The organism is Anabaena sp. WA102, from assembly GCF_001277295.1.
In the GTDB taxonomy this organism is placed as follows: Bacteria; Cyanobacteriota; Cyanobacteriia; order Cyanobacteriales; family Nostocaceae; genus Dolichospermum; species Dolichospermum heterosporum.
In genome coordinates, this window is the sequence record NZ_CP011456.1 from 5,578,225 (window position 1) to 5,590,583 (window position 12,359).

Below are 12,359 nucleotides of genomic sequence, written 5' to 3' on the forward strand. Positions count from 1 at the left end.
TTTTAGATCCCCGACTTCTCTAAGAAGTCGGGGATCTTGTTGTTCAGTAATTAACCTTGCGCTACAGGTTCTTTTGCCAAAAACTTCTCCAATTCTGTCAAAGCATCAGCATCAACCTTAGTCTGCATTGGACAGAACTTCGGTCCACACATTGAACAAAACTCAGCGGTTTTATAGATATCTGCTGGTAAAGTTTCGTCGTGATATTCCTTCGCTCTTTCGGGGTCTAAAGATAACTCAAATTGACGATTCCAGTCGAAATTATAGCGAGCTTTAGAAAGTTCATCATCTCTATCTCTAGCACCAGGGCGATGTCTCGCAATATCCGCAGCATGAGCCGCAATTTTATACGCAATTAAGCCATTCCGCACATCTTCAGCATCAGGTAAACCTAAATGTTCTTTAGGAGTCACATAACACAACATTGCTGTTCCATACCAGCCCGCCATAGCTGCCCCAATAGCTGAGGTAATATGATCATAACCAGGAGCAATATCAGTCACCAAAGGACCGAGAACATAGAAAGGAGCTTCCGAACACTCTTCCATTTGTTTACGGACATTGAATTCAATTTGATCCATAGGAACGTGACCAGGACCTTCCACCATGACTTGCACATCATGTTCCCAGGCTTTGCGGGTGAGATTTCCCAGAGTTTTCAGTTCCGCCAACTGGGCTTCATCTGAGGCATCATGGGTACATCCGGGGCGCAGGGAGTCGCCCAAACTGAAAGAAACATCATATCTTTTGAAAATCTCAATGATGTCGTTAAAATGGGTATAGAGGGGGTTTTGTTTGTGGTGATGCAACATCCACCGCGCCAAAATTCCGCCACCACGAGAAACAATCCCTGTCAGACGGTTTCTGACTAAAGGTAAATGTTCAATCAAAATTCCCGCGTGGATAGTTTGATAGTCTACCCCTTGCTGGGCGTGTTTTTCGATGATGTGGAGAAAATCGTCAGCGGTGAGATTTTCGATAGTGCCGTGAACGCTTTCTAAAGCTTGATAAACTGGTACTGTACCAATGGGAACAGGTGAAGCATTGATAATTGCGGTACGAATTTCATCTAAATTACCGCCACCTGTGGACAAATCCATTACGGTATCAGCACCGTATTTTACCGCCAGGTTGAGTTTATCAACTTCTTCCTGCAAGTTAGAAGAGTTGGGAGAAGCACCGATATTGGCGTTAACTTTACAACTAGAAGCGATACCAATGGCCATCGGTTCTAAGTTAGTATGATTAATATTCGCAGGGATAATCATCCGTCCCCGTGCCACTTCAGCGCGGATAAGTTCAGCAGGCAGCTTTTCCCGCTTCGCTACATAATCCATTTCTTCAGTAATCACACCCTGACGGGCGTAGTGCATTTGCGATACGTTAGCTTGTCCACGTCGCTTGGCTACCCATTCTGTCCGCATATTACAATCCTCAAATAAACAGCTTCCCTCCGCTGGTATTATCCAGACTCAGGTGTTAAGGGTTTGATCTCAGCTTGGTTTCCCAAGCACCCCTAGCATGGTGTAGATTGTAGCATTTTGGTGATGATTGGAGGGAGGGGGATGATAAATCGTGAAGATATGGGGAAAGGAGGATTTGTAGTTGGTTACACAAACCGTCTAGGGTTGAAACCCCAGGCTAATAGCCAAACTCCGTTAAAACGGACTCAAATCTTTTCTTTTTTCAGTCGTCTTGAGACGACTTTTGTTATTAGCCTTGCACTTCAGTGCTAGGCGGGTAAGTTAGCAATAGTTTCTAATTAAGGCTTTGGCATTTTCGCGTTTTTCGCCTGTGAATAAATTAAATATTACTTCTTCATTTTGTTAGTAAAGATGTAACAATGAATACGAACCACAGAGACGCAGAGGACACGGAGGTAAGAGGTTTGGTAGAGGTGATAATTGGGTTAATTTGGTAATTAGTTGTTTTTGCAAGGATTATGTGATGAAAACGAACCGCAGAGGCGCAGAGGACGCAGAGGGAAGAGAGTTAGGAGAGGAGATGAGTTGGCTTACAGGGGAGGTTATTGGGGCTGCTATTGAGGTACACCGGGTTTTAGGTCCTGGGTTTTTGGAGGAGGTGTATAAGGAGGCACTAGTTGTTGAATTTATGATTCGGGGTATACATCATGAGGTTGAGAAGTCAATAAGCTTGACATATAAAGGACATGATGTAGGTAGAGGTAGATTAGATTTTTTAGTTGCAGACTGTTTAGTTGTAGAATTAAAAGCTGTGCAAACCCTAGCCCCCATTCACGAAGCTCAACTTCTCTCCTACCTCAAAATAACCAAACGCACTTTAGGACTCCTCATCAACTTTAACGTTCCCCTCCTCAAAGACGGTATCAAACGCATAGCCCTCTCTCTCTAACTCTTCCCTCTGTGTACTCTGCGCCTCTGCGGTTCGTTAATTCATCCATAACCGCATCAACACACCGAAAATCATGTATTTTTGTAAATGTGGCGAAAACCTCCGGCAATATCGCTAAACAAAGATCACAAACTGCGATAATTTAAGAACAGCTTTTGGATTCATCCATGTACCGTGAGACAACCGGGAACTTATCCACCACTGGATAAAAGCTTGGGTAATTATTCGTGACAAAGACATGAGTAAATGCGAACTGTTAAACCCGTGATTAGGTCAATCGAAAACAGGTAAGTTTAAACCAAGAATCCCCAGCCTGTAAAGGTTTGGGAATGTCTGAAAAAATTTAAAAAAGCTTTGGTAACTAATTCTTAGGTGAACTATGGCACAACGGACTAAGTTAGGAGATATTCTCAGACCCTTAAATGCTGAGTATGGTAAAGTGTCTCCAGGTTGGGGAACAACACCTTTAATGGGTGTGTTTATGGGTTTATTTTTGGTATTTCTGCTAATTATCCTCCAAGTTTATAACAAGTCTCTGTTAATTCAGGACGTGCTTGTTGATTGGCGCAGTTTAGGCGGCTAATGGCTATCCAGTCATCAAGCTGACAATTAGCATCTACCCGGCTTGTCCGGGTTTTTTTATTATGCAAAAAAATGCCTAAAAATAGCGATAAAATTAATCTAGATCCCAAAGCTATAAGGTAGTTGTGGCGGTTTTTCTGTATACAGGAGAGAAGAATGAATATATTTGGTATCGGCTTACCAGAAATGGGTGTCATTATGGTAGTTGCATTATTAATCTTTGGACCGAAGAAGTTACCAGAAATTGGGCGCAGTTTGGGGAAAACGATTCGCAGTTTTCAAGAGGCCTCTAATGAATTTCAAAGCGAGTTCAAAAAAGAATCTGAACAATTAAAAGAAACTGTGCAAACAACCGCTGAATTAGAGCATAAACACATTGAAGCTGGAAAAACCCAGTCAGAAAATATACAAGGATGAAAGATGAAGAAGTAAAACCAATGGTTTTGGTGATTCCCCAGCTAATTGTTGGACTGGGAAATCCAGAGCCTAAATACGATCAAACTCGTCATAATATTGGCTTTGCAGCTATAGATACCCTAGCTCGGGCTTGGCAAATTTCTCTAGCTGAAAATCGCAAGTTTCAAGGAGAGTTTGGTGAAGGGAATGCAGCAGGTAAGGGTAAAGTCCGCTTGCTCAAACCCTTAACCTATATGAATCTTTCAGGACAAGCTATTCAAGCTGTGACAAATTGGTACAAAATACCGCCTGAATCAGTATTAGTAATTTATGATGATTTAGATTTACCTTTGGGCAAAACTCGCTTACGTTTATCCGGTTCTGCGGGTGGACATAATGGCATGAAAAGCATTATTTCTCATCTAAATACCCAAAATTTCCCCAGATTGCGAATTGGCATAGGTAAACCAAAGGGCGCAATAGATGGAGATAATTCTCATACTGTTTCTCATGTTTTGGGACGATTTTCCGCTGCTGAGAATAAAGTTATGTCTCAGGTTTTAAACTTTGTTGTTGAGTGTGGAGAATTTAGTTTCAAACAGGGAGTAGAAAAGGCAATGAATCTTTGCAATACCCAGAATTTTACTGGTATTGATTCTTGATGAGGGGTTGCTTGTTCAGAGGAGGAGTTAGGAATCCTGACTCCTGACTTCCGGGACAATGTGCGATTAGTTAAATTTTGTAATATTCTATAAATATGGCTTTCATAATATGTATCTAAATTTATGGACTTAGAACCCGCTACGGTGCTTGGAATTGCCTTTTGCTCGGCATTGGTTGCTATTACTGGTATGGCAATTTATACATCTTTTGGACCTCCAAGTCAGGAATTAGATGATCCTTTTGATGATCACGATGATTAATAGGGTTATTAATTTAACATGATGGATCATGGTGGGCAATGCCCACCCTAATGAGCTAGGATGTATATAAATTTGATTTACTTACTTTTTGTTTCAGCATAAGCCGCATAAACACTCTTGACATTATACCAATTCAAGAAAATCCGGGCAATTTCCAAAGCCAATTGCGGTTTACCAATATTAATTACCCATTGTAAGAACGGAGACATAGTTCTTTCATTCAATAATCCGTTTACAGAAAGAATCCCCCATAGTAGACGATGAAACCAGGTCATTTGAATCATCATTTTTACTTCCCAAGTAGGATGTTTTTGATAAAACAAAACTCCCATGCGTCCCCGTTGAATTTCTTGATCAATTAACTTAGGAATTTGCTGTAAACTAAATGGTGGATGCCAGTGATACCCAACAGCTTCAGGACATTTAATTAATTTTAAACCCAAGTTTTTTAACCTAACACCTAATTCTAAATCTTCCCAACCATAAAGTTGAAAACCATTATCAAATAACCCAGCTTCTTCTAACCAATGTTTGGGAATAGCCACGTTACCCGTAGCAAAGAAAGCAGCAGAAAAATCTGTAATTTTATAAGGTTCAGCCGTAGGATTGGCGAAGTTACAAGTATTAATTACAGCACCATAAGTAAAAAAGCGATCGCATTGTGTACCGGAGGTATCGCTCCTTAATTTCTCCCTTCCCTGTACCAAAGCATTTGTATGAGCTTGGAGGAAATTAGACAAAACCACTAAGTCACTATCAATAAAAATAATTGTGTCACCTTGCGCTTTTTCCACCCCTAAATTTCGCGCTGCTGCTGGACCTGCATGATTTTGTTCAAAACAGCGGACGTGGGGAAACTCATCTTTATGTAATGCTAACCAATTCAAAGTACCATCAGTAGAACCATCATCTACTAACACAACTTCATAGTCTTCTATATAAGTTTTATTGCTAAACTCCTGACTCTCCAAAGCGCGGAGGCACTTTTCCAAAATTGGTAAGCGATTATATGTAGGAATGACAATACTAAAAAACACAGTTGCACCCAAAAAACTATTACCCATATTTAGGATAAAACAAATATAGCAAAGTCACGGTTGCATAAAAAAATATCCGCTAGGCAAGTCAGATATAATAATGACTCATTCTTTGTTTTCCTAAGTGGAGAAATTCATGGGTCGCGCTAAAAAGGTTGTTCTAGCATATTCTGGTGGAGTTGATACTTCTGTTTGCATTCCCTATCTCAAGCAAGAGTGGGGAGTAGAGGAGATAATTACCCTAGCAGCAGATTTAGGTCAGGGAGATGAATTAGAACCAGTTCGAGAAAAAGCTCTTAAATCCGGTGCAAGTGAATCCTTGGTAGCGGATGTTAAGGATATATTTGTTAAAGACTACGCATTTCCGGCGATTCAAGCCAATGCGCTCTATGAAAACCGCTATCCTCTTGGTACAGCCCTGGCTCGTCCCTTGATTGCTAAGATACTGGTAGAGGCGGCTGCAAAATATGGTGCAGATGCGATCGCTCATGGTTGTACGGGTAAAGGTAATGACCAAGTACGCTTTGATGTTTCCTGTACAGCCCTCAACCCTAACCTGAAAATTCTAGCACCAGCCAGAGAATGGGGCATGAGTCGGGAGCAAACCATCGCCTATGGTGAGAAATTTGGTATTCCTGCACCCGTGAAAAAATCCTCTCCTTTCAGTATAGATAAAAACTTGCTAGGTCGCAGTATTGAAGCTGGTACATTAGAAGATCCAGCAAACGAGCCACCGGAAGAAATCTATGAAATGACCAAAGCCATAGCTGATACTCCCAATGAACCGGAATATCTAGAAATTGGTTTCCAAAAAGGGCTTCCTACCACTATCAATGGCACATCAAAAGAGCCTGTTGAGTTAATTGAACAACTCAATAAAATCGTGGGAAATCATGGTATTGGGCGGATTGACATGATTGAAAACCGCTTAGTAGGCATCAAATCACGGGAAATCTACGAATCACCAGCCATGATAGTTCTGATTAACGCCCACCGTGACTTAGAAAGCCTCACCTTAACAGCAGATGTCACTCAGTACAAACGAGGCATAGAAGAAACATATACCAAAATTGTATACAACGGACTTTGGTATAGTCCACTCAAAGCAGCCTTAGATGCCTTTATTCAACAAACACAAGAAAGAGTTTCCGGTGTAGTGCGGTTAAAACTTTTCAAAGGTAACGCCGTCATAGTTGGGCGCTGGAGTGACAATACTCTTTACACCCCCGATTTAGCCACTTACGGCGCAGAAGATCAATTCGATCACAAAGCCGCAGAAGGCTTTATCTACGTTTGGGGACTACCTACCCGCATTTGGGCGCAGGGCAACAAGTAAAGGGTAGGGGGAGTAGGGGAGTAGGGGAGTAGGGGGAGTAGGGGAAGTAGGGGAGTAGGGGAGTAGGGGGAGTAGGGGAAGTAGGGGGAGTAGGGGGAGTAGGGGGAGTAGGGGAAGTAGGGGGAGAAATTTCTTCCTCCTGAACTCCTGATAGCGCAGCGTGGCGTTAGCCATACTCCTGATAGCGAAGCGTGGTGTTAGCCATACTTCTGAATGGGCGCAGGCCCTGCGCCCCTACCTCTTACCTATTCTTCAGTTTGCTGTTTCACTTCGCGGGACTCTAACCAAATTGGTACAGCAATCACAGCAACTAAAATAAGTAACGCCAAAATTGCAAATTTACTTACCCAGGCTACCAATTGTTCTAGGGAAATAATTCTTCCCGCGAAAAAAGCTAATGTCACCATGACGCTACCCCAAGCAGTCGCTCCAGCTAAGTTATAAATCAGGAATTTGCCAAAGGGCATTTCCGCTATACCTGCAAGTGGTGAAGCAAAAATCCGCAATAAGGCAAAAAAGCGACCAAAAAATACAGCCTTACCAGCGTTTTCCGTAAATTGCTCTTTAATACTCAGCAGTCGGACTTCGGAAATGCGGAAAATCTTGCCAACTTGCAGCAGAAAAGGCCAACCACCAACTCTACCAATCCAATAGCCGCAATTGCCACCAATTACAGCACCCCCCACAGCGTTACCGAGAACCAGCCAGTAATTTAATTCATTACTACCAGCAAGGAAACCACCAACAATTGTTACAGTTTCGCCAGGAAGGGGAATGCCCAAATTTTCTAGCAATATTCCCAAAAAAATTGCTAAATAACCATAATTATGAGCAATTTCTTGGATGTTTTCTAGTGAAAGTAGCTCAAAAGACATCCAGCACCACCGAGTTTACAAATTTTTACCTTTACCATATCTTTGCTTGCTTTTGGCTAGGGTGTCAATCAAACCGCAATAGGAGGAGTCAGGAGTATGGCTAACGCCACGCTGCGCTATCAGGAGTCAGGAGTCAGGAGTTCAGGAGTCAGGAGTCAGGAGTATGGCTAACGCCACGCTGCGCTATCAGGAGTTCAGGGGGAAGAAGAAAGAAGAAAGAAGAAAGAAGAATATTTTTCACCAATGACCAATGACCAATCAAACCGGATTGCTATAGATAATTTGAGATAATGATAAGTTCGTTACCGAAATTAGTGGTAATTTATGCTTATACTAGAAAAACATATCAACAAATTATACGGCATAAATACTGGAAAATTTTTTCTCAACTGTCCGGCTGTTAATTCTCATAAACTTTGCGAAAACAGTCATTATGCGGTTGAATTATAAACAGTATGGATGTCAGTTTGCCCTTTCTTTTGTGTTTTAAATACTCAGTTAAATTTATGACTCTTACACAAGAACGCCAAGTGATTTTGTTCAAACCCCAAGGTAGTATAGACCTGGATAGTGGTACAGTCTTGAGCGAACAGATGGCTGCTATTAAACCTCAGCATCACCAACTCTGGGTTATAGATTTAGCAAATGTAGATTTCATGGATAGTTCTGGATTGGTCCCACTTGTCAAGGGACTTACCACAGCGCGTCAAATTGGTTGTCGGTTGGTTCTCTGCAATGTTAAAGCTCCAGTTAAGTTGATTTTGGAACTTACCCAGCTTGATTCAGTATTTGAAATTTTCCCAAGTTACGAAGATATTTTTGCTCCTGTTACCAATCAACAGCCAGTAGCAACTGGAGTTTAGACTAAATCAGTATTTTTATTCTTTTCAGATCCCCGACTTCTCTAGATCCCCGACTTCTTAGAGAAGTCGGGGATCTTAGGCTACAGTAATGATAACTGCTCATTAGGGGGTTTAAAACCCATGTGTTGATAGGCTGCTTTAGTGGCTATTCTCCCCCTGGGTGTCCGACTTAAATAACCTATTTGCATTAAATATGGTTCATAAACTTCTTCAATGGTTTGGGTGTCTTCCCCAGTGGTAGCAGCAATGGTTTCTAAACCGACTGGACCACCATTAAAGTTTTCAATAATCACACTGAGCATTTTTCTATCTGTCCAATCTAAACCACAAGGATCAACTTGGAATAGCTGCAATGCTTCCGCTGCTACAGTTTCATTTATTTCTATAAAAGATTTTACTTCTGCATAATCACGGACTCTTTTTAGTAGTCTATTAGCTATTCTTGGTGTTCCTCGTGAACGTTTGGCTATTTCTGTAGCCCCGTCTAAATTAACTGAAGTTTGTAATAATTCGGCAGTGCGAACCACAATTTGAGTAAGTTCAGCAACTTCATAAAAACGCAACTTTTGAATTAAGCCAAAGCGATCGCGCAATGGGGAAGTTAAAGCTCCGACGCGGGTTGTTGCCCCGACTAGGGTAAATTTAGACAAAGGTATACTTCTAATTCTGGCACTAGAACCCTTACCTACTGTAATATCTAGGCGACAATCTTCCATTGCTGGATAGAGAATTTCCTCTGTCATCCGTGATAAACGATGAATTTCATCTATAAATAACACATCTCCTGGTTTCAGGTTCACCAATAACCCCACGATATCTCGTGGTCGTTCTAAAGCTGGGGCGCTGGTAATTTTGCAACTTACCCCCATTTCTGAGGCTAAAATCATCGCCATTGTGGTTTTACCTAAACCTGGTGGTCCATACAACAGCAAATGATCCATGACTTCGTTCCTAGATTTAGCGGCTTTAATGGCTATATCTAAGACATCCTTTAAATCCTTTTGGCCGATGTAATCAGCAAAGCGCTGGGGACGAATACTTTCTTCTGGTTTCCCTTGTTCATTAATGGCAGCTTCTGATTGCAACAGATTTTCTGCGGGGGGTACTTTGGCTGATTCCCGTTGCTTTTTGGGTTCTCCGTTGGGTTCTGGAGGCTGTTTTTTGGAGGAGATAATCGCCATAATTTTCAGGGATTTCAGAAGTACAGAAATGGGGGTTTAGTTATTTATAGGTAAGATTCAGTATAGGATATTTGGGGTTCATTGAGAATACAGATATTTATTTAATTTTGTAAATTTACTATTAATAAATTGAGGGCTAGGAGTCAGGAGGTAGGGGCGCAGGGCCTGCGCCCAGTCAGGAGTCAGGAGGAAGAATCAGAAGGAGATAAGAATAGTCTCGAATCGGGAAAAGTGATAGCTTTTTGATGGTTTCAAAGCTAATTGGACAAAGAGGGAATAGGAAAATGAGGACGGGAAAACCCTGCCCATACAGCACTTACCGATGTTATGAAGTCCAATGACCCCACCCCCAAACCCCTCCCCGCTCTTCGAGAGGGGGCTAAGATGTAACTCATATAAGAGACTTCCAATTAAAAAAATATCCCAAAATTTCTTGTGGTGCAGGCCGAAAAGCCTGCCAATAATACAAGGACGGGCAAGATGCCCATCCCACAAGATTGGATAGCGAACGCGAGAGCGTCCCGGAGGGAACTAGCGCTGCTGCAAGCAGTTCATCTTTTTTGTGGAGTTCTCTAACTGAAAACCGCTGTATCTTTAGAAATCAACTCCACGCTTCAATTCTACGCCTTGATTTGCATAGTGTTTATGACAGTAAACCTCAGAGTGAATACTAGCTAAATCAAAATAAGCGGGTTGGTTTTGACAGCGCCCGGTGATGATCACTTCTGTATCACGAGGTTTGCGTAGCAGGGCTTGAACAATGGGATCAACGGGTAACAATTCTAAATCAACAGTGGGATTGAGTTCATCAAGAATAATTGTTTTATAGACACCAGAGGCGATCGCTATTTTGGCAATTTCCCAACCTCTTTCCGCTTCTATATAGTCTAAATCTTGACGAGAATTCCGCCAAACAATGGCATCCCGTCCACAGCGTTGATGATCTACAATTTCTGGATAGGATTGTTGTAAGGCGGCGATCGCTGCGTCTTCAGTATAACCACTACCGCCTTTGAGCCACTGCATAATTAATACACGAGTAGAACCAGGATGATTGATGCCTCTACCAATTGCTTGTAAAGCTTTACCTAAAGCACTGGTAGATTTACCCTTACCTGCACCTGTATAAATTTCAATGCCTTCAATGAAAAGTTCTGCGGCTGTGGGGTGGTGATGGGGTTTCATTTCCGAATGCAAATCCGCAATATCCAATAATTGTGGCGGTGCTGCGCGTCCAGTCGTAATGATTTCCAGTTCTTGGGGTTTAGATTTTAAAGTCTTTACTACCTCATCCACTGACAGCAAACCCAAATCCAAAACCGGGTTAATTTCATCCAGGACAACAACTGAATACAACCCAGAGGCGATCGCCCCTTTGGCTACATCCCAACCCCTTGCAGCCTCTGTTCGATCAAAAGCTGTAATTTGATCATGACCAAAAAATTCGGCTCTCCCCGTGCGAACCTGATCAATTAAATGGGGGAAACCGCGCTGTAATGCAGCGATCGCTCCATCCTCATCATAATCCCGTTCTGGACCTTTCAAAAACCGCAACAATAAAACCCGGCTAGAATCACTAGGTGTATTGATTCCCAACCCAATAGAGCGCAAAACCACCCCTAAAGCCGCTTGGGACTTACCTTTCCCAATACCATCATAGACGTGAATTTGACCCGTAAGCCGCTCAGAACGGACTTGCGCTGTGCGAATACCGATACCGTTCCTTGTCATCTTTTGAAAAGCTATAAAGTAGCAATTCTCTATCTTAACGAAACTAGAATCTAGTGCGGCAGGGCATAAATAAATCAACTATCCCAAATCATTAAAAAGCCTATCCTGTCTTGGTTTTGACTTTTGATTTTTGACTTTTGACTTTTGACTTCCGCCCTGCGGTGGGCGGTTTGTATCTTTGCGTATTCAAGCTTGGTAGATGTATCAATAAAATCAATCTAAATATCCTGTCACACTCGGATCATAAATGTCAGAACAATGAGATAATTGCCGATTAAGTAATTGGACAAAAATATTTACAGTCATTGCGAGCGAAGGGAAGCAATCACAACCCTTGGAATTGCTTCATTTCACTTCGTTCCATTGGCAATGACATTGTGTAATTAATTCTGTCTCACTACTTATCCGTATTCTTTCAGTTATACTCTGTACAACTAAGTCAAAAAAACGTAATCTCCAGATCCCCGACTTCTTCAAGAAGTCGGGGATATAACTAACTCCTAAAATTTTCTTGTTGTTACCATTATGTCTGATGAATTATCACTACCCATAATCTTGCCTATTGGGGCAATATTTTTTGAAATATTATTCTTACTAACTGCCATTCCCATAGAAGCCTATGTTCTTCATAAATGGTTAAAGTTTGATAAAAGAACCAGCATTTTTTATGCCATTGCCTTAAATGTTTTTTCGAGTGTCATTGGCTGGATTGTGTTTTTCACAGTCGAACCAATGTTACCTATCCCGATCAAAGCCGAATTGATTAATTATGTATTTTTCAATAAGATTAAAGCTTCTAGCATTAGTACAATGATAATTTTATTATCATTTACTATTTTCATAGCGACTTTCTTAGTTAAATTTTTATTGATGAAGATCCTCATCATTTTTATGGGTGAAGGCGGAAAAAACACCCAGCCAGAAACCATGTCTTCACAACAAAGAGCTAGTTATATGAATATAGCTAAGTTGCAGAATACTAATTTAATCACGGCAACATTAATAGCAAATTCACTCAGTTACAGTGCCATAACCTTTATCATATTAATTCGCTCTCGGTAA

The 12,359-nt window shown here is 41.5% G+C and carries 13 protein-coding genes and 1 riboswitch; of the genes, 8 read left to right on the forward strand and 5 right to left on the reverse strand.

The window, feature by feature from the left end; genetic code table 11:
- Window positions 1-50 precede the first annotated feature (50 nt).
- Window positions 51-1,424 (reverse strand): phosphomethylpyrimidine synthase, encoded by a 1,374-nt coding sequence (thiC, locus tag AA650_RS24720; protein WP_015078229.1) that lies wholly within the window; start codon window positions 1,422-1,424, stop codon window positions 51-53.
- 7 nt (window positions 1,425-1,431) lie between these two features.
- Window positions 1,432-1,528: riboswitch (TPP riboswitch) on the reverse strand.
- A 419-nt stretch (window positions 1,529-1,947) separates the two neighbouring features.
- Between thiC and AA650_RS24730 the strand changes: the two genes are divergently transcribed.
- From AA650_RS24730 to psbN, 5 genes are all read left to right on the forward strand, one after another.
- Complete coding sequence (locus AA650_RS24730) at window positions 1,948-2,373, forward strand: GxxExxY protein (protein ID WP_015078232.1); 426 nt, start codon at window positions 1,948-1,950, stop codon at window positions 2,371-2,373.
- Window positions 2,374-2,752: 379 nt separating this feature from the next.
- Window positions 2,753-2,956, forward strand: a complete 204-nt coding sequence (gene psbH / locus AA650_RS24735) for a photosystem II reaction center phosphoprotein PsbH (protein WP_015078233.1) — start codon at window positions 2,753-2,755, stop codon at window positions 2,954-2,956.
- Between the two features lie 155 nt (window positions 2,957-3,111).
- Window positions 3,112-3,372, forward strand: a complete 261-nt coding sequence (locus AA650_RS24740) for a TatA/E family twin arginine-targeting protein translocase (RefSeq protein ID WP_053541045.1) — start codon at window positions 3,112-3,114, stop codon at window positions 3,370-3,372.
- A complete protein-coding gene (gene pth, locus AA650_RS24745) occupies window positions 3,369-4,013 on the forward strand; it encodes an aminoacyl-tRNA hydrolase (protein ID WP_053541046.1) in 645 nt (214 codons plus the stop codon). The genes AA650_RS24740 and pth overlap by 4 nt, the downstream gene beginning before the upstream one ends.
- 123 nt (window positions 4,014-4,136) lie before the next feature.
- Window positions 4,137-4,274 (forward strand): photosystem II reaction center protein PsbN, encoded by a 138-nt coding sequence (gene psbN / locus AA650_RS24750; protein ID WP_027402855.1) that lies wholly within the window; start codon window positions 4,137-4,139, stop codon window positions 4,272-4,274.
- 77 nt (window positions 4,275-4,351) lie between these two features.
- Here psbN and AA650_RS24755 read toward each other — a convergent pair whose 3' ends face one another.
- Entirely contained in the window at window positions 4,352-5,338 is a 987-nt protein-coding gene (locus AA650_RS24755) for a glycosyltransferase family 2 protein (RefSeq protein ID WP_053541047.1), read from the reverse strand.
- A 109-nt stretch (window positions 5,339-5,447) separates the two neighbouring features.
- Between AA650_RS24755 and AA650_RS24760 the strand changes: the two genes are divergently transcribed.
- A complete protein-coding gene (locus AA650_RS24760; protein WP_053541048.1) occupies window positions 5,448-6,647 on the forward strand; it encodes an argininosuccinate synthase in 1,200 nt (399 codons plus the stop codon).
- 245 nt (window positions 6,648-6,892) lie between these two features.
- Here AA650_RS24760 and AA650_RS24765 read toward each other — a convergent pair whose 3' ends face one another.
- Window positions 6,893-7,522 (reverse strand): DedA family protein, encoded by a 630-nt coding sequence (locus tag AA650_RS24765; protein WP_027402852.1) that lies wholly within the window; start codon window positions 7,520-7,522, stop codon window positions 6,893-6,895.
- A gap of 506 nt (window positions 7,523-8,028) precedes the next feature.
- Here AA650_RS24765 and AA650_RS24770 point away from each other — a divergent pair.
- Entirely contained in the window at window positions 8,029-8,385 is a 357-nt protein-coding gene (locus tag AA650_RS24770) for an STAS domain-containing protein (protein ID WP_081424400.1), read from the forward strand.
- A gap of 80 nt (window positions 8,386-8,465) precedes the next feature.
- Here AA650_RS24770 and ruvB read toward each other — a convergent pair whose 3' ends face one another.
- On the reverse strand, window positions 8,466-9,566 hold the full coding sequence (ruvB, locus tag AA650_RS24775; RefSeq protein WP_039201976.1) for a Holliday junction branch migration DNA helicase RuvB: 1,101 nt from the start codon (window positions 9,564-9,566) through the stop codon (window positions 8,466-8,468).
- Window positions 9,567-10,160: 594 nt separating this feature from the next.
- Window positions 10,161-11,297 (reverse strand): cob(I)yrinic acid a,c-diamide adenosyltransferase, encoded by a 1,137-nt coding sequence (locus AA650_RS24780; RefSeq protein ID WP_053541050.1) that lies wholly within the window; start codon window positions 11,295-11,297, stop codon window positions 10,161-10,163.
- A gap of 525 nt (window positions 11,298-11,822) precedes the next feature.
- Here AA650_RS24780 and fraC point away from each other — a divergent pair.
- The gene (fraC, locus tag AA650_RS24785) at window positions 11,823-12,359 is read left to right on the forward strand and encodes a filament integrity protein FraC (RefSeq protein ID WP_039201975.1); all 537 of its coding nucleotides are present in this window, start codon (window positions 11,823-11,825) and stop codon (window positions 12,357-12,359) included.